The sequence below is a fragment of the Thalassospira sp. CA1 genome, assembly GCF_059052855.1.
In genome coordinates this window covers 533,121-551,104 of record NZ_JBZCIA010000002.1, presented here as the reverse complement: position 1 = coordinate 551,104, position 17,984 = coordinate 533,121, and the positions used below count along the sequence as shown (strand labels likewise).

At 55.6% G+C, this 17,984-nt stretch carries 14 protein-coding genes; 11 read left to right on the top strand and 3 right to left on the bottom strand.

What is annotated here, in order from left to right; genetic code table 11:
* Positions 1-30: 30 nt before the first annotated feature.
* Positions 31-603 (bottom strand): anthranilate synthase component II, encoded by a 573-nt coding sequence (locus AC5Q5A_RS06690; protein WP_493894744.1) that lies wholly within the window; start codon positions 601-603, stop codon positions 31-33.
* Positions 604-873: 270 nt separating this feature from the next.
* Between AC5Q5A_RS06690 and AC5Q5A_RS06685 the strand changes: the two genes are divergently transcribed.
* Positions 874-2,097 carry a divergent polysaccharide deacetylase family protein gene (locus tag AC5Q5A_RS06685; RefSeq protein WP_493894743.1) on the top strand — a complete coding sequence of 408 codons (1,224 nt, stop codon included), beginning with the start codon at positions 874-876 and terminating at the stop codon, positions 2,095-2,097.
* A gap of 71 nt (positions 2,098-2,168) precedes the next feature.
* Here the strand turns inward: AC5Q5A_RS06685 and trpE are convergent, their stop codons facing one another.
* Together trpE and AC5Q5A_RS06675 are read right to left on the bottom strand one after the other, a co-directional pair.
* Positions 2,169-3,668, bottom strand: a complete 1,500-nt coding sequence (gene trpE / locus AC5Q5A_RS06680; RefSeq protein WP_493894742.1) for an anthranilate synthase component I — start codon at positions 3,666-3,668, stop codon at positions 2,169-2,171.
* Positions 3,669-3,762: 94 nt separating this feature from the next.
* Positions 3,763-5,658: a peptidyl-prolyl cis-trans isomerase gene (locus AC5Q5A_RS06675; RefSeq protein WP_493894741.1), complete on the bottom strand. Its 1,896-nt coding sequence runs from the start codon at positions 5,656-5,658 to the stop codon at positions 3,763-3,765.
* Between the two features lie 351 nt (positions 5,659-6,009).
* Here AC5Q5A_RS06675 and tpiA point away from each other — a divergent pair, with 351 nt between their 5' ends.
* The 10 genes from tpiA to lpdA all read left to right on the top strand — a co-directional run bounded on the left by tpiA (position 6,010) and on the right by lpdA (position 17,941).
* Complete coding sequence (gene tpiA, locus AC5Q5A_RS06670; RefSeq protein WP_064781475.1) at positions 6,010-6,765, top strand: triose-phosphate isomerase; 756 nt, start codon at positions 6,010-6,012, stop codon at positions 6,763-6,765.
* A gap of 134 nt (positions 6,766-6,899) precedes the next feature.
* Complete coding sequence (gene secG / locus AC5Q5A_RS06665; RefSeq protein ID WP_008891176.1) at positions 6,900-7,241, top strand: preprotein translocase subunit SecG; 342 nt, start codon at positions 6,900-6,902, stop codon at positions 7,239-7,241.
* Positions 7,242-7,367: 126 nt separating this feature from the next.
* Positions 7,368-8,996: a CTP synthase gene (gene pyrG / locus AC5Q5A_RS06660; RefSeq protein WP_008891175.1), complete on the top strand. Its 1,629-nt coding sequence runs from the start codon at positions 7,368-7,370 to the stop codon at positions 8,994-8,996.
* A gap of 57 nt (positions 8,997-9,053) precedes the next feature.
* On the top strand, positions 9,054-9,911 hold the full coding sequence (kdsA, locus tag AC5Q5A_RS06655) for a 3-deoxy-8-phosphooctulonate synthase (protein WP_008891174.1): 858 nt from the start codon (positions 9,054-9,056) through the stop codon (positions 9,909-9,911).
* 103 nt (positions 9,912-10,014) lie between these two features.
* Positions 10,015-11,286: a phosphopyruvate hydratase gene (eno, locus tag AC5Q5A_RS06650; RefSeq protein WP_008891173.1), complete on the top strand. Its 1,272-nt coding sequence runs from the start codon at positions 10,015-10,017 to the stop codon at positions 11,284-11,286.
* Positions 11,287-11,602: 316 nt separating this feature from the next.
* On the top strand, positions 11,603-11,959 hold the full coding sequence (locus tag AC5Q5A_RS06645) for an FtsB family cell division protein (RefSeq protein WP_120226001.1): 357 nt from the start codon (positions 11,603-11,605) through the stop codon (positions 11,957-11,959).
* Positions 11,960-12,524: 565 nt separating this feature from the next.
* Positions 12,525-13,538 carry a pyruvate dehydrogenase (acetyl-transferring) E1 component subunit alpha gene (pdhA, locus tag AC5Q5A_RS06640; RefSeq protein WP_008891171.1) on the top strand — a complete coding sequence of 338 codons (1,014 nt, stop codon included), beginning with the start codon at positions 12,525-12,527 and terminating at the stop codon, positions 13,536-13,538.
* Positions 13,539-13,591: 53 nt separating this feature from the next.
* Complete coding sequence (locus tag AC5Q5A_RS06635) at positions 13,592-15,046, top strand: pyruvate dehydrogenase complex E1 component subunit beta (protein ID WP_493894740.1); 1,455 nt, start codon at positions 13,592-13,594, stop codon at positions 15,044-15,046.
* A gap of 64 nt (positions 15,047-15,110) precedes the next feature.
* Positions 15,111-16,448 carry a pyruvate dehydrogenase complex dihydrolipoamide acetyltransferase gene (locus AC5Q5A_RS06630; RefSeq protein WP_493894739.1) on the top strand — a complete coding sequence of 446 codons (1,338 nt, stop codon included), beginning with the start codon at positions 15,111-15,113 and terminating at the stop codon, positions 16,446-16,448.
* Between the two features lie 95 nt (positions 16,449-16,543).
* Entirely contained in the window at positions 16,544-17,941 is a 1,398-nt protein-coding gene (gene lpdA, locus AC5Q5A_RS06625; RefSeq protein ID WP_008891168.1) for a dihydrolipoyl dehydrogenase, read from the top strand.
* Positions 17,942-17,984 lie beyond the last annotated feature (43 nt).

The window sequence follows — 17,984 nt, the reverse complement described above, 5'->3', positions numbered from 1 at the left end:
TTTGCGGTCCGGTGCGGGTTCGGCATGGGCCTAAGCACCGGTATAGTCGATAAAATTCTTAAGCAAGGCGTGGCCATGTTCCGAAGCGATGCTTTCGGGATGGAACTGGACACCATGAATTTGATGGGTTTTGTGACGCACGCCCATAATAAGACCATCTCCGCTTTCGGCCGTTATTTCAAGGCTGTCGGGCAAAGTTTCGCGTTCAATCACCAGCGAGTGATAGCGGGTGGCGTCAAACGGGCTGGGAAGGCCTTTGAAAACGCTGGTGCCGGAATGCTTCATCGCATCGGTCTTGCCATGCATGCATTCGGGCGCACGGATCACCTTGCCGCCAAAGGCCTGACCGATCGATTGATGACCAAGACAGACGCCAAGCAATTTGACTTTGCCTGCGGCGGCCTTGATCAGATCAAGGCAGATACCGGCCCGTTCCGGGTCGCAAGGACCGGGCGAAATCACAATGCCTTCGGGATTGAGCGCCATGGCCGCATCTACGGTAATCTCATCATTGCGGCGCACTTCGACCTCCGGGCCGAGTTCGCGCAGATAGTGCCACAGATTGAATGTGAAACTGTCGTAATTGTCGATGAGGAGATACATCGGAGGAAAGGCCTGTGCATATTAAAGTTGCCAGAGAATAAACGCCCTTGTCGCTACGTCAAGCAGAAGCAGAGCAAGGGTTTTTCGCGATCTAAATGCACGTTGGTGCTCGGTCGTTAATGTTCTTTAACCGGGTGCTAACCAGAGGCGTTTTAAAAACGTGAAAACACAAACCGACTTGATCGGTATATAATCACCATATGGGAAGGGGCCGAACCGTGTGTTTGGCCGCTACGAGCATCCCAGCAAACGAATACTGGAGACCACAGCGTGGCACGCCGGGCAACCCGGGCACCGACCGCCAAACGTAAGAAGGCGGCACCCAAGAAATCCACTCGTAAAAAGACCGCCCCGAAAAAGAAATCGGGTGGCATTGGTCGCCTGATGCTGGGCGGGGCCTTTGTTGCGGGTACGCTGTCGGCCATTATTGCCGTTGGCAGCATGCTTGAACTTGATCGCGCGTCGGATGAATTTGGCCGCGCAGCGGATCAAAGCGCACCGAATTATGCCCTGGCTGAGCCGGAGCCGACCCCGAAGCTTCGCAAGGATTACAAGCTTTCGGAAAATGCCAACGTATCCGAGCGTGGACGCACCGGATATCTGGTCGGTGAAAACAGTGAAACCACCCGATCCACCGGGCAAGGCGGGCAGGGACTGACGGACTTCGTTCCGGCACCAGCCGCACGCAAACCGGAGCAGGGCGGGGATATCCTTCCTGGCGACAGTGGCAATGATGTTCCGGTTGCAACCGTTGGCCCGACAAATCAGCCGTGGCAGAAATATGCCGCGCTGACACAGGATACTGGCGACAAACCAGTGATTGCGATTGTGATTGATGATGCCGGCCTTGATCAGCCGCGCACCGCCAAGACGGTCGATTTGCCGGGGCCGATCACGATTTCATATCTGCCCTATGCCCGTGATTTGCAGGCGCAGGTCAATGCCGCGCGCAAGGCTGGCCATGAAGTGATGCTGCATATGCCGATGGAGCCGTCATCTGCATCGGTTGATCCGGGGCCGCATGCGTTGCTGGCAAGCTATGACCGCCAGAAGATCCTGAACGAGATGTCCTGGATGCTGGATCGCTTTGATGGCTATGTCGGTGTGAACAACCACATGGGCAGCAAATTTACCGCCGATCCCGAACGCATGCGTGTTGTCATGGAAGTCATGAAGTCACGCGGCCTGATGTTTCTTGATAGCCGGACCAGCGCAGACTCGGTCGGCTATTCCACGGCAAGCAGCTTTGGCGTCCCGGCAATCACGCGTGATATCTTTATTGATGATGCCGATGATGCGGCCAAGATCGCCGATATGCTGGCGCGTACTGAAAATGTCGCCCGCAAACAGGGCTTTGCGATTGCGATTGGGCATCCGCGCGATCTGACGATCGGGGCGCTTAAAACATGGATCCCCGAAATTCAGGCCAAGGGCTTTGTGCTGGTGCCGATTACGGATGTTTTGCGCCGGTCGATGCAAAGTGTGACCGGCTAGGGTTCGCTGACGGACATGAAAAAAGGGCTGCAGGATGACTGCAGCCCTTTTTTTGTTGGCGCGATACCGGATCAGGCGAAGCGATGGGCTTCGCGGGCGGCGGCCATGAGCGCACCGGCCTTGTTCTGGCATTCCTTGTGTTCAAGTTCCGGTTTGCTGTCGACAACGACACCGGCACCGGCTTGGATGTGGATTTTCTCGTCCTTGATGACGGCGGTGCGCAGCGCAATGCAGGTATCCATCGAGCCATCGGCCGAGATATAGCCGATACAGCCGGCATAGATGCCACGCCGGACCGATTCCAGTTCATCAATGATTTCCATGGCGCGGACTTTTGGGGCACCTGATACGGTTCCGGCCGGGAAGCCGGCCTTGAGCGCGTCCATGGCATCGTATTTTGTTTCGTCAATCTGACCGACGACGTTTGAGACGATATGCATGACGTGGGAATAGTATTCGATCTGTTCGCGGTCGGTGACGCGGACGGTGCCCGGTTTGGAGACACGCCCGACATCATTGCGGCCAAGATCGAGCAGCATCAGATGTTCGGAGCGTTCTTTGGGATCATCGAGCAGGTCCTGGGCCATGACTTTGTCGTCATCGGGCGTTTTGCCGCGGCGACGGGTCCCGGCAATCGGGCGAATGGTGACTTCGCCATCGCGGAGCCGCACCAGGATTTCCGGGCTGGCACCGACGACCTGAAATCCGCCGATATCGAGATAGAACATGAAGGGCGACGGGTTGATCCGACGCAATGCCCGGTAAAAGGCAAAGGGCGGGAGCTGATAGGGCAGCGTGTAGCGTTGCGACAGCACGACCTGAAAGATGTCACCGGCGCGGATATAGTCCTTGGCCTTTTCAACCATGTCGTGGAAACCGGCCTCGGTGACGCTGACTTTTGGTTCGGGCAGGGTATCGGGGACGGATTTGGATCGACGGTCGATAAACAGGTTGCGCTGGAACTGTTGGACCACGTCATTAAGCCGCGCGCAGGCCAGATCATAGGCCGCATCAGCCGAAATGCCTTTTTCCGGGCGCACGGGCGTCACCACGGTTACCGTGTCTTCGATGGTGTCAAAACTTGCCGTGACGGTCGGGCGGATGAAGATGCCGTCGGGCACATCAAGCTCGTCCTTGTTGCTGTCAGGCAGCTTTTCCATCAGACGCACAGTGTCATAGCCCATATAGCCGACCAGACCGGCACTCATCGGCGGCAGGTTGTCAGGCAGTTCGATGTGGCTTTCGGCGATCAGTTTCTTGAGGCTGTCAAGCGGGGCGTCAGGCTCGGCCACAAATGCGTCGGCATCGGCCATCACACGGCGATTGAGTTCGGCCTTGTTGCCGAAGCAGCGCCAGATCAGGTCGGGTTTGAGCCCGAGGAAGGAATAACGCCCGCGGACCGATCCGCCTTCAACAGATTCAAGCAAATAGGTGTTTGGCATGCCTTCGGCGATCTTGAGAAAGGCCGAGACCGGCGTATCAAGATCGGCGGTCAACGAGGTCCAGAGAACCTGTGAAATGCCATTGTTGTAGTTTTGCTTGAAACTGGTGAAATCCGGTTTGATTTCCATGATCTGTCCGATGGTTGGGCTTGGTCGGTTTGGCGATGGCGTCTTTGGGATAGAAAAAGGGCGACCGGATTTTCCGGTCGCCCCTGGATGCGGATCAGTTTGCAGCGGTCGGCTGATAAAGCTCGTTGATCACGCTGTTATTGACGCTGACCGAGATTTCCTCGTTCAGGTAGTTGAGATACTGCGCAAGGATGTCTTCGTTAAGGGCTTCCTTGAGCTCGTCATTTACCGGTGCGGCATCGGCGGTGTTGATGTCGGCGGCTTGAATTTCATCAAGCTTGACGATCATGACGTCTTCGCCGGTCTGGACAGCTTTGGCCTTGCCGTCTTCAAGGGTGAAGAGGGCAGCGGCAACCGCCGGGTTGACGTCATCTGCAAGACCACGGCCGGTACGGCGCGTCAGGCCGGTTTCGCGAACGTCTGCGCCGTCTTCGGAGGCGAGGGTCGCGAGATCAGCGCCGGACGTATTGATGTTGCCAGCCAGTTCTTCGGCCTTTTCCATCATCAGGCGTTGGCGTTCTTCGGCGGTCCATGCGGCAACAACTTCGTCGCGGACTTCGTCAAACGGACGGAGGGCCGACGGGGTTACGTTTTCAACACGAACGACATAACGCGTGCCCGAAGCGGTTTCTTCAAGGAAGCTTTCCTCGCCGTTTTCGAGCTCGAAGATTTTGGCGTTGATTTCGTCTGCGCCGTCAACGTTCTGACCTGCAAGGCCTTCACCACGGACAACGCCGTCAAGCTTGTAGGTCTTTGCGCCAACATCACGTGCGGCGTCTTCGATCGGGGTGCCGGCACCGAGTTCTTCGTCAAAGGTGGCCGCCAGATCATAAATGGCGTCTTCGGCTTTGAACTGTTTGAGGCCGTCAACAATGATGTCGCGGACTTCATCGAGGCTTTGCGTGCTGCCCGGGGTGATCGACGGAACACGGATGATGTGCCAGCCAAGGGCGGTTTCAACCGGCTCGGAGACGCCACCTTCGTCGAGCGAGAAGGTCGCATCGCGGAGATCGGGCAGGATGTCATTTGCGGTGAACTGGCCAAGTTTGACCATGGCTTCGTCCATGTTCGCGTCTTCTTTGGCGACCGTCATGAAGTCGGCACCTTCTGTCAGGCGCTTATAGGCTTCACGGGCGGTCTGTTCTTCGTTCGGCGAGAACAGGATTTGTTCGACGGTGCGTTTTTCCGGGGTCTGGAATTCCGGTTCACGCTGTGTATAGGCTTCGGAAATTTCTTCGTCGGTTACGGTGACCGTCGAAATCAGGTCAGCGGCACTCAGCGTTGCAAGGGTGACATTGCGGCTTTCCGGTGCGGTGAACTGGGCCGCGTTTTCTTCGTGATAGGCACGAAGGGTCGCGTCATCAGCCGGTTCGATGTCAGCAAAGGCGTCCTTGTTCAGTGTAAAGAACGAACCGCTGCGCTGTTCATTGCGGTATGCGACGATCTGACGCGCCATGATGTCTGGCACCGTTGCCGGGTTGGTCAGGCTGCTGACAACCTGCTGGCTCATCATGTCGCCACGGACACCGTTAATGAATTCATTTTCGGTGTAGCCAGCCTGATACAGGGCCTGCAGGAAGCGGTCACGGCTGAACTGGCCGGTGGTCGGGTCCTTGAAGCTGTCAGACGAGAAGATCTGATCACGGACGGCTTCGTCGCTGATGCCGATACCGATGTTTTTGGCATCTTCACGCAGGATCTTCTGGGATACGAGCGACTGCACCGTATTGTTCAGAAGGCCCATCTGAATGGCCTGCTGCTGGTTGAAGTTCGGTCCGAACATGTTTTGCATATTCTGCACGCTACGCTGGAAGGCGCGATCCAGTTCGACCGGGGTGATCCGTTGGCTGCCGATTTCGGCAACTTCACGCGAGGTGCCCAGATTGAGCATCGATGCGTTCAGGCCCCAGATCACGAAGCTCAGTGCAATCACGCCAAAGATAATCTTGGCGAAGATTGATTTCGAAAATGTGCGAATGCCAGCAAGCATATGATAAGCCTAACAATCCGTGGTTTGACGCCAAAATCAGGCTTTGACGTCGTTTCATTATGGTCGCCCGGACGACGCGATAGACGAAAAGGCCCGAGCAAATTTGCCGCGCATCTTAATGGCGAGTGTTATCAGCGGCAACAGGCGATTGTATAGAAGATGACTGCAATCACATCCTAAATACGTGATCGGGCGTTTTCGGGTACTTGGCCCCGCTGGCATGGCATGCTAAAACCCGCGTCGAAACAGGTCCTGTAACAAATCGTATCAACCGCAAACCGGTTGTTATGGTCTTGAAACAAGGACACTACACAGACAAAATGTGAACCAGATCAGTACGAGGTAGCTCCCATGACCCAACGCCGTCCCCTGATTGCCGGAAACTGGAAAATGAACTGTTTGCGTGCAGACGGTCTTGCGCTGGCATCAAGCCTGGCGGCAAAGGCGTCTGAAAAAGGGGCGCTTGGTTGCGATATTCTTGTCTGTCCGCCGGCAACGCTTTTGTCCGAGGCAGTTGGTGTGACCAAGGGAAGTGCGGTTGCCGTCGGTGGGCAGGATTGCCATGCGGCGATTTCAGGCGCGCATACCGGTGATCTGGCCGCCCCGATGCTGGCCGATATTGGCGCACAATATGTTCTGGTCGGTCATTCCGAACGTCGTGCCGATCATGGTGAAAGTTCAACCGATATTCGCAAAAAGGCGATTGCGGCCCATGATGCCGGTTTGATCGCGGTGGTGTGCGTTGGCGAGACCGAGGAAGAACGCGATCTTGGCGCGACGTTGCCGGTGGTGAACGGGCAGGTGGCGGTATCGCTTCCCGATGGGGCGACGGCCAAAAACACGGTTGTTGCCTATGAGCCGGTCTGGGCGATTGGCACGGGCCGGACTGCCAGTGTCGAAGAAGTTGCCGAAGTGCATGCTGCGATCCGTGCAGGTCTGATGGCACGGTTTGAGGATGGTGATCAGTTCCGAATTCTTTATGGTGGCTCGGTCAAGCCGTCGAATGCCAAGGAATTGATGGCTGTCGAAGATGTCGATGGTGCACTTGTCGGCGGGGCCAGCCTTAAGGTTGAAGATTTCTGGCAGATTATTGAATCTTGTGCCTGACCGACTGCGGTGCAGATTTTGTTTAATATGGTCTAGCCAACAGCCATAAAACGCGTTAAATACGCATCAAATTTATGCCCGATCCGGGCCGAATTGCGTTTGGATCGGTTGATTAGGACAAGAGTTTCGACACCATGCAAACAGTCATTCTGGTAATCCACCTTCTTCTTGCGCTCGGCTTGATCGCTGTGATTCTCGTGCAGCGCAGCGAGGGCGGTGGGCTTGGTATCGGCGGTAACAGCGGCGGCGGAGGCGGCGGCGGTGGTTTCGGCGTGATGAGCTCACGCGGCGCTGCGAACCTGCTGACCCGTACTACTGCTATTCTGGCAGGCGCATTCATGATCACCAGCATCATTCTTGCCCTTCAGTCGAATACCCACACCCAGCCGGCTTCGATCCTTGATCAGGCGCCGGAACCGGCCCCCGCGGTCACTGAGCCCGCCGAGGACACCGGTCCCGCGGCTCCGACCCGATAAACAAATTAACCGACGACCTGAGGCGGCAAACTTGCCGCCTCAATTTTTGATTGTTGAATTCCCCGGTTCGTGATGCACTGAATGGCATCGAACCGAGGCTTTGTGCTTTGAGATGAGGCCAAGATAATGACTCGTTTTATCTTTATTACCGGTGGCGTGGTTTCCTCGCTGGGCAAAGGTCTGGCTTCCGCTGCTTTGGGGGCGTCCCTGCAGGCACGCGGCTTTACAGTTCGTCTGCGTAAACTTGATCCGTATATCAACGTCGATCCGGGCACCATGAGCCCGTACCAGCATGGCGAATGCTATGTGACCGAAGACGGTGCGGAGACCGACCTTGATCTTGGCCACTATGAACGTTTCACCGGCGTATCATCGCGCCGGTCCGACAACGTCACCACTGGTCGTATCTATTCCAACGTGATCGCGCGTGAACGCCGCGGCGATTACCTTGGCGGGACTGTGCAGGTCATTCCGCACATCACCGATGCGATCAAGGAATTCGTCATGTCGGATGCGACCGAGGACTTTGTCCTGGTCGAAATCGGCGGCACGGTTGGCGATATCGAAAGTCTTCCGTTCCTTGAAGCCATCCGTCAGATGGGCAACGACCTTGGCGATGGCCGGGCCTTGTTCATGCACCTGACGCTTGTTCCTTATATTTCGTCTGCCGGGGAGCTTAAAACCAAGCCGACCCAGCACTCGGTCAAGGAACTGCAGAGTGTCGGTATTCAGCCTGATATTCTTCTGTGCCGTTGTGATCGCGAAATTCCGATCAATGAACGCCGCAAGATTGCGCGTTTCTGTAACGTCCGTGAAGCGGCGGTTATTCCGGCCTATGACGTTGATAACATCTATCAGGTGCCGATCAGCTATCACCAGTATGGTCTGGATAACGAAGTGCTGTATCACTTCGGCCTGCAGGCGCAGGAACCGGATCTTCAGCCGTGGGAAGATATCTGCAACACCATCCGCAATCCGGAAGGTGAGGTCACCATCGGCATCGTTGGCAAATACATCCAGCTTCCCGATGCCTATAAGTCGCTGACCGAAGCACTGACCCATGGCGGGATCGCCAACAAGGTGCGCGTCAAACTGGAATGGATTGCGTCTGACGAGCTGGAAAAAGAAGGCAACGTCAACGAAATCCTGTCCAAGCTGGATGCGATCATGGTCCCGGGTGGCTTTGGCGAGCGTGGCACCGAAGGCAAGATTGCCGCGGCCCGCTATGCACGTGAAAACAAGGTGCCGTATTTCGGGATCTGCTTTGGCATGCAGATGGCGGTTCTTGAGGCCGCGCGTAACCTTGCCGGGCTTAAGGATGCGTCCTCGTCCGAGTTTGGTCCGACCAAGACGCCGCTTGTCGGTCTGATGACCGAATGGGCAAAAGATGGTGGCTCGGTCGAGCGTCGTTCTGATGATGATGATCTTGGCGGCACCATGCGTCTGGGCAATTACGAGTGCAAGCTTGTCGACGGTACCCGTGCACGCGAGATTTATGGCAGCGAAACCGTTCTTGAACGTCACCGCCATCGTTATGAGGTGAACGTCAACTTCATGGGCCAGCTTGAAGAGAAGGGTCTTAAGTTCTCAGGCCTGTCGCCGGATGGTCGTTTGCCGGAAATCGTCGAATATCCGGATCATCCGTGGTTCATCGGTGTTCAGTTCCACCCGGAACTGCGTTCGCGTCCGCTGGATCCGCATCCGCTGTTTGTTTCCTATATCAAAGCCGCCAAAGAGCGCAGCCGTCTGGTATAAGCCTGGCTCTGATTGCCAGAACAAACAGCCACAAGTGATCGACAGAAAGTCAGTGCAATGACCGAAATTAAAACCGTCAAAGTCGGCAATATCGAAATCGCCAACGACAAGCCGTTTGCCGTTCTGGCAGGCCCGTGCGCGATCGAAAGCCGTCAGCACGCGCTCGAGATGGCCACAGCCCTTAAGGAATTGTCCGAAGGGCTTGGCATCGGGCTTGTTTATAAAAGCTCGTTCGACAAAGCCAACCGGACCAGCACCACGTCCAAACGCGGTGTCGGCCTTAAGGAAGGTCTCGATATCCTGGCCGAGGTCAAGGAAGTCACCGGGCTTCCGATTGTGACCGACGTGCATTTGCCTGATCAGTGTGCGGCGGTGGCCGAGGTTGCCGATATCCTGCAGATCCCGGCATTCCTGTGTCGTCAGGCCGATCTGTTGCAGGCGGCTGGCAAAACGGGCCGCGCGGTTAATGTCAAAAAGGGTCAGTTCCTGGCCCCTTGGGACATGGTCAATGTGGCCAATAACCTGGCTGCGACCGGCAATGAAAACATCATGCTCTGTGACCGTGGGACCAGCTTTGGCTATAACACGCTTGTCACGGACTTCCGTGGACTTCCCACCATGGCCCGTCAGGGCTATCCGGTTGTCTTCGATGCCACCCATTCGGTTCAGCAGCCGGGCGGACAGGGCACCTCGTCAGGTGGCCAGCGCGAATTCGCGCCAGTTCTCGCCCGTGCGGCGGTTGCGGTTGGTATCGCAGCACTGTTTATCGAAACCCACGATAACCCGGCGACGGCCATTTCCGATGGCCCGAACCAGATCCCGTTGAACAAGCTTCCCGAAGTTCTTTCGGTTCTGATGGAACTGGACAAGGTGGCAAAAGCCAATCCGGTTCGTCTGGATATGTTTGACGCGTAAATAACAAATGCCGCCAGCACGTGATTGGCGGCATTCTTTTTTGCTGTAACCTGCATGCCTGATGGTCAGGTATGTTCCTACCAGTGAGGAGAACGTTTCTGTCATGACCGCTATTATCGATATTCGCGGCCGCGAAATCCTTGACAGCCGTGGTAACCCGACGGTCGAAGTTGATGTCACCCTGGAAAATGGCGCCTTTGGTCGTGCTGCCGTTCCTTCGGGCGCATCCACCGGTGCACACGAAGCCGTCGAACTGCGCGACAAGGAAGACCGTTACCTTGGCAAAGGTGTGACCAAGGCGGTTGCATCCGTAAATGGTGAAATCTTTGAAGCGCTGGCAGGCATGGATGCCGAAGACCAGCTTGCCGTTGACAATGTCATGATCGACCTTGATGGCACCGAAAACAAAGGCCGTCTGGGCGCAAACGCCATTCTGGGCGTTTCGCTGGCGACTGCCAAGGCAGCCGCCGAAGATGCGGGGCTTCCGCTTTATCGTTATGTCGGTGGGTCGTTTGCCCGCACTTTGCCGGTGCCGATGATGAACATCATCAATGGCGGCGAGCATGCCGATAACCCGATCGACGTTCAGGAATTCATGATCATGCCGGTTTCGGCCGAGACCTGCTCGGACGCGATCCGCATGGGTGCGGAAATCTTCCACAACCTGAAAAAGGCTCTGTCGGCAGATGGTCTGAACACCAACGTTGGTGACGAGGGCGGCTTTGCGCCGAACATCGCATCGACCGAGGCTGCGATCAGCTATGTTATGAAGTCGATCGAGGCTGCTGGCTATCGCCCGGAAGAAGACGTTGTGCTGGCCCTTGACGCGGCATCGACCGAGTTCTTCAAGGACGGCAAATACGTTCTGGCCGGCGAGGGCAAGTCGCTTGATCCGAGCCAGATGGTCAAATACTGGGCCGACCTTGTGGGCAAATACCCGATCTTCTCCATCGAAGACGGCATGGCCGAAGACGATTGGGATGGTTGGGCAGAACTGACGGCTGCCATCGGTGCCAAGACCCAGCTTGTCGGTGATGACCTGTTTGTCACCAACCCGAAACGTCTGGCAGATGGCATCAAAAAGGGCGTGGCCAACTCGATCCTGGTCAAGGTCAACCAGATCGGCACGCTTTCGGAGACGCTGGAAGCCGTCGAGATGGCACACCGTGCGGGTTACACCGCTGTGATGTCGCATCGTTCGGGCGAAACTGAAGATGCGACCATTGCCGATCTGGCGGTTGCCACCAACTGTGGTCAGATCAAAACCGGTTCACTGTCGCGTTCTGACCGTATGGCAAAATACAATCAGCTGATCCGCATCGAGGAACTCCTTGATGCCGGCGCACACTTCCCGGGTCGTTCGATCCTGAAGTAAGGGCTGCTGATATTTCGACTGCGTAACAGGCCGCTTCCCGATCCGGAGGCGGCCTGTTTTGTATGGGCGCCAGGTGATAAATTCGAATATCAGGATTAGTGAATTGAGCGTAATCGCGCAGCTTTGCGCTGATTGCTTAACTCTATTTTTACCCGAATATGCGCATGGTTACGGGTAATCTTGCCGGTTTTCCCGACTTGTCCGATGGTAAATCATTGTCAGACAAGCGAAATAACGTATGTGGTTTTTACGTTATGCGGCCGGAACAATATATTTGGTCATCACGTCGCACAGATGTGCAAGGGGCATAAGGTAAATGTCGTCCAGTTCACCGGTCATTCTTCGCCTGAAACAGGCTGTCGCACCGGTAATCGCATTTACCGTGATGGCGTATTTCATCTTTCACAGTGTCGAAGGCGAACGCGGGCTTTTGAATTACTGGTCGATGCAAGACCGCGTCAGCCAGATCACCCAGGTTCTTGAAGAAACGACCGAGCGCCGCAAATTGCTTGAACAGCATGTGCTTTCGCTGCGTGCCAGCCACCTTGATCCGGATCTGCTTGATGAGCGGGCGCGTGCGATGCTGAATGCCGCCCATCCCGACGATGTGATCATCTTCCACCATGATGGCTATAGCGATGTCATCACGGCTGCGGCTGCCGACGCCAACTGAGCCTGATGCCTGATGCCTGCTTTGAGTGGGCAGGGGATGTGGTGCGAGAGAATCCGCTGACAGCACAATCGCATTTCTCTGCGTAAAATGGCTCTGTACTGTTGACCAGATCACAGTTTGACAGAAATTTTGGGTTGTGAATTGTGTTCAGCAATAATCGCAAACGGGTAAGTCGTTGTTTAAACTGACTTCTGGTTTAGGGCGCTATTTTGCCAAACCAAGTAGAGGTCATTGATATACAATGCATTCTTTCGGTTGTTTTCCGTTTTGCGCTGCTATGCGGTATTATCCCCGCGAAAGCATAGCATTTGTGACGCAGGGGAATGAACGAGTTTTAAAGCAGGCGTCCAAGGTGCTGAAAATCCTGCAACTCTGTAAAAACGCGTAAACTCAAAGATTAACTGAAATCGGGTTTATTTGTGATTGTGCGTTGCAAAACAACAGTTTAATCGAGGTTAGATTGCTTGCCCTTGTGGTCTGTTTTCGGTAGTCATTTCGGTGGTCCAGTACCGAATTAAGCACTCATACATGATGCTTAAGCGATAGCCATCCACCGGGAGGAAACATGGCGACCACACCAAAACGCAAACGCGGCACGACGCGCGCCGACAATCAGGCGAGCAGTGACGATCTCCTCAAATATTACCGTGAAATGCTTCTGATCCGTCGCTTTGAAGAAAAAGCCGGTCAGCTGTATGGCATGGGTCTCATTGGCGGTTTCTGCCACCTTTATATCGGGCAAGAAGCCGTTGTTGTCGGCATGCAGGCCGCCGCATCGAACGAAGATGGTGTTATCACCAGTTATCGCGATCACGGTCATATGCTTGCAACCGGCATGGATGCCGCCGGTGTGATGGCCGAACTGACGGGCCGTGAAGGCGGGTATTCCCGCGGTAAAGGCGGCTCGATGCACATGTTCTCCAAGGAAAAGAATTTCTATGGTGGTCATGGTATCGTGGGTGCGCAGGTTCCGCTCGGAACGGGTATTGCCTTTAGCTACAAATACCGTGGCGAAAACAAGGTTTGCATGACCTATCTGGGTGACGGTGCCGTCAACCAGGGCCAGGTCTATGAAGCATTCAACATGGCAGCCCTTTGGCAGCTTCCGGTGATTTACTGCATCGAGAACAACCAGTATGCGATGGGCACCTCGACCCAGCGTCACTCGTCGAGCCCGGATCTGTATGAACGCGGCAAGGCCTATGGCATTCCCGGTGAGCAGGTTGATGGCATGGACGTTCTGGCGGTCAAGGCTGCTGGTGAGCGTGCTGTGGAACATTGCCGTTCAGGTAAGGGGCCTTATATCCTCGAGCTGAAAACCTATCGTTATCGCGGGCATTCCATGTCCGACCCGGCGAAATACCGTACCAAGGACGAGCTCGACAAAATGCGTAAAGAGCACGATCCGATTGATATGGTCAAAAAACTCCTGATCGACGGCGACATCATTGATGAAGCCGGTCTGAAAGACATCGACAAGGAAGTTAAAGCCGAAGTCGCAAAAGCGGCCGAGTTCGCGCAGAACAGCCCGGAACCGGATGTTTCCGAACTGTTTACCGACATTCTGATCGACGCGTGATCGCAAGCTCTGCGAACCGCTTTTGAACGATATTTCCCGGGAGAGAGGGAACAATGCCGATTGAAGTTTTGATGCCGGCCCTGTCGCCGACCATGACCGAAGGCACACTTGCCAAATGGAACGTCAAGGAAGGCGACACTGTCGCATCCGGTGACGTGATCGCAGAAATCGAAACCGACAAAGCCACGATGGAAGTCGAGGCCGTAGACGAGGGCACCATTGGTAAGCTCGTTATCGAAGCCGGTACCGAGAATGTCGCGGTCAATCAGGTGATTGCCTATATCCTTGAAGAAGACGAAGACGCGTCAGCACTTGATAACGTTTCTGCGTCCTCTGAACCCAAGAAAGACGCCGCACCGGCAAAAGAAGAAGAATCTTCCAAGGAAGAATCATCTGACAAAGCACCGGCATCGGCATCTTCGAATGCCGCACCGGTTTCTGCCAGTGGTGCGATTGAACGTTCTGACGCCGAGCCGCGCGCAATGAGCGTGATGAACGCGACCCAGGACGAAAAGACCTATACCAGCTTTAAAACCCAGACCGTTCGTGAAGCCCTGCGCGATGCAATGGCCGAAGAAATGCGTTCTGACGAAAACGTCTTCGTCATGGGTGAAGAAGTTGCGCAGTATCAGGGTGCCTACAAGGTTACCCAGGGTCTTTTGGATGAATTCGGTGACAAGCGCGTGATCGATACTCCGATCACCGAGCACGGTTTCACCGGCCTTGCAACCGGCTCGGCCTTTATGGGCCTTAAGCCGGTTCTGGAATTCATGACCTTTAACTTCGCAATGCAGGCGATTGACCAGATCATCAACTCTGCTGCGAAGACGCTGTACATGTCTGGTGGCCAGCTTGGTTGCCCGATCGTGTTCCGTGGCCCGAACGGTGCCGCATCGCGCGTCGGTGCCCAGCACTCGCAGTGCTATGCATCCTGGTATGCACATTGCCCGGGTCTCAAGGTTGTTGCACCGTGGTCGGCCGCAGACGCCAAAGGCCTTCTGAAGGCGGCTATTCGCGACCCGAACCCGATTGTCTTCCTTGAAAACGAAATCATGTACGGTCAGAGCTTTGAAGTGCCTGATGATGATGATTTCGTCCTGCCGATTGGTCAGGCCAAGATCGAACGCGAAGGGACCGATGTCACCATCGTTGCTTTCTCGATCATGGTGGGCAAGGCGCTTAAGGCGGCCGAGCAACTGGCTGAGCAGGGCATCTCGGCAGAGGTCATCAACCTGCGCACCATCCGTCCGCTGGATGTTAACACCATCGTGCGTTCGGTCATGAAGACCAACCGTCTGGTGACTGTTGAGGAAGGCTGGCACTTCTCGGGTATTGGTGCGGAAATCGCGTCTGTTGCGATGGAACATGCATTTGATTACCTCGATGCACCGGTTGCCCGTGTAACCGGCGAAGACGTTCCGATGCCGTATGCTGCCAACCTGGAGGCGCTTGCGCTTCCGCAGGACAGCCACATCGTCGCCGCGGCCAAGGCCGTTTGCTATCGCTAAGTAAGACGGACAGGGGCTGGTCGCGGGTTATACCGCGCCGCCCCGTTACCGGGAGAATGCGTTCATGCCTGTAAAAGTATTGATGCCGGCCTTGTCGCCGACCATGACCGAAGGCACCTTGGCGAAATGGCACGTCAAGGAAGGCGACACCGTTGAATCGGGTGACGTCATCGCCGAAATCGAAACCGACAAAGCCACAATGGAAGTCGAAGCCGTAGACGAAGGCAAGATCGGTAAAATCCTTGTTTCTGAAGGCAGCGAAAACGTTGCGGTAAACGAAGTTATCGCGCTGCTGCTTGAAGAAGACGAAGACGAAAGCGCGCTTGAAGGTGCGGACACGTCTGCTGCCAGCACGTCAGGCGGCGGCGAAAGTGCGCCGGCCAAGGACGACGCCAAAGAGGAAAAAGCACCAGCAGCAGCCGAAAAATCGGCTTCTGGTGATGACAAGCCGGCACCGGCTGCCCCGGTTTCCGGTGGCAAGCGCATCAAGGCAAGCCCGCTTGCGCGGCGAATTGCTGCCAACGAAGGTGTCGAGCTTTCCGATGTTTCCGGTTCGGGCCCGCGTGGTCGTATCGTGAAACGCGACATCGAAGCGGCTCTGTCGTCGAAACCGGCCGAAAAATCTGCCGCATCCGAAGACAAGAAGTCGGCAGATGCACCGGCAGCAGCAAGTGCACCTGCCGCATCTGGCTGGAACCCGGATCTTACCGGTCTGCCGGAATACGAAGAAATTCCGAACAGCGGCATGCGCAAAACCATCGCGCGTCGTCTGACCGAATCCAAGCAGCTGGTTCCGCACTTCTACCTGACGGTGGATTGCGAACTCGACAATCTGTTGGCAACCCGCAAGCAGCTGAATGAAAAGGCGGGCGAGGGTGTCAAGATTTCGGTCAATGACTTCGTCATCCGTGCGGTTTCGCTGGCGCTGAAAAAGGTTCCGGCTGCGAACTCCATCTGGACCGACAAGGCGACCCTGCAGTGCAAGAAACAGGATATCTCGGTGGCGGTTGCCATCGAAGGTGGCCTGATCACGCCGGTTGTTCGTGATGCCGGTTCGAAAGGCCTTGCTGAAATCTCAAGCGAGATGAAGGCACTGGCTGGCAAGGCACGTGACGGCAAACTGAAGCCGGAAGATTATCAGGGCGGGACCTTCTCTGTCTCCAACCTGGGCATGTTCGGCATCAAGGACTTCTCGGCGATTATCAATCCGCCGCAGGGCTGCATCCTTGCAGTTGGTGCGGGTGAACAGCGCCCGGTCGTCAAGGACGGTGCACTGGCAATCGCCACTGTCATGACCTGCACCCTTTCTGTTGACCATCGCGCGGTCGATGGCGCAGTCGGTGCGGAATTCATGGCCGAATTCAAAAAGCTTATTGAAGATCCGCTGAGCATGTTGCTCTAGGGTCCAAAGTTGCGCGGGGGCTTTAACAAGTCCCCGCAAGCATTTGAATTTAAAAGACCTGTAACCATTAATGGGCAGGCGAAGGAGATCCTACGATGGCGGATAACAATTTCGACGTAATCGTGATTGGCGCAGGCCCGGGTGGTTATGTAACCGCAATCCGTGCGGCCCAGCTTGGCCTGAAAACGGCTGTTGTCGAACGTGAACATGTTGGCGGTATTTGCCTGAACTGGGGCTGCATCCCGACCAAGGCGCTGCTGCGTTCGGCCGAAGTTTATCGCAACATGCACCACGCGAAGGATTACGGTCTTTCATGCGAAAAGCCGTCCTTTGATCTGGATGCGGTGATCCAGCGTTCGCGCGGTGTATCCAAGCAGCTTGCCGGTGGTGTTGGTCATTTGCTGAAAAAGAACAAGGTGACCGTGATCAACGGTGAAGCCAAGTTCGACGGCCCGAAAAAGATCGTGGTCGAGGGCAAGGACAAAGGCACCTATACCGCGAAGAATTATATCATCGCGACCGGTGCGCGCGCCCGTTCACTGCCGGGGCTTGAGGCCGACGGCAAGGTTGTCTGGGATTACAAAAAGGCGATGACGCCTGACAAGATGCCCAAAAGCCTTGTTGTGGTGGGTTCAGGTGCCATCGGGATCGAGTTTGCCAGCTTCTATCACACCATGGGTGCGGATGTGACCGTGGTGGAAATCATGCCGCAGATCATGCCGGTTGAAGACAAGGAAGTCGCAGGCCTGGCACAGAAAATGATGACCAAGGACGGGATGAAGATCCTGACCGAAGCCAAGGTCGCGAACCTGAAACGCAATTCCGATAACGTTGTTGTCACGGTGGAAACCAAGGACGGCAAGAAACAGGAATTGACCGTTGATCGCGTGATTTCGGCCGTTGGTGTGATCGGCAATACCGAAGGCCTTGGTCTTGAAACCACCAAGGTCAAGGTTGATCGCAACGTGATTGATACCGACGAGTATTCGGCAACTGCAGAACCGGGCATCTATGCCATTGGTGACGTTGCTGGTCCGCCGATGCTGGCACACAAGGCCGAGCATGAAGGTGTCATCTGCATTGAAAAAATTGCCGGTGTCAAAGGCGTTCATCCGCTTGATCCGCGCAAGATCCCGGGGTGCACCTATTGCCATCCGCAGGTTGCAAGTGTTGGCCTGACCGAAGCCAAGGCCAAAGACGCCGGTTATGAAGTCAAGGTCGGCAAGTTCCCGTTCATTGGCAATGGCAAGGCGGTCGCCCTTGGCGAGGCCGAAGGTCTGGTCAAGACCGTGTTTGATGCCAAGACCGGTGAATTGCTTGGCGCGCACATGGTTGGTGCCGAAGTGACCGAGCTGATCCAGGGCTTTGTGGTTGCGATGGGTCTTGAAACGACCGAGGAAGATCTGATGCATACGGTCTTCCCGCATCCGACGCTTTCGGAAATGATGCATGAGTCGGTCCTTGACGCCTATGGCCGTGCGATCCACTTCTAGAGCTTGAGATATTGTGTCGTGCCGGGCGGACATGCCCGGTATG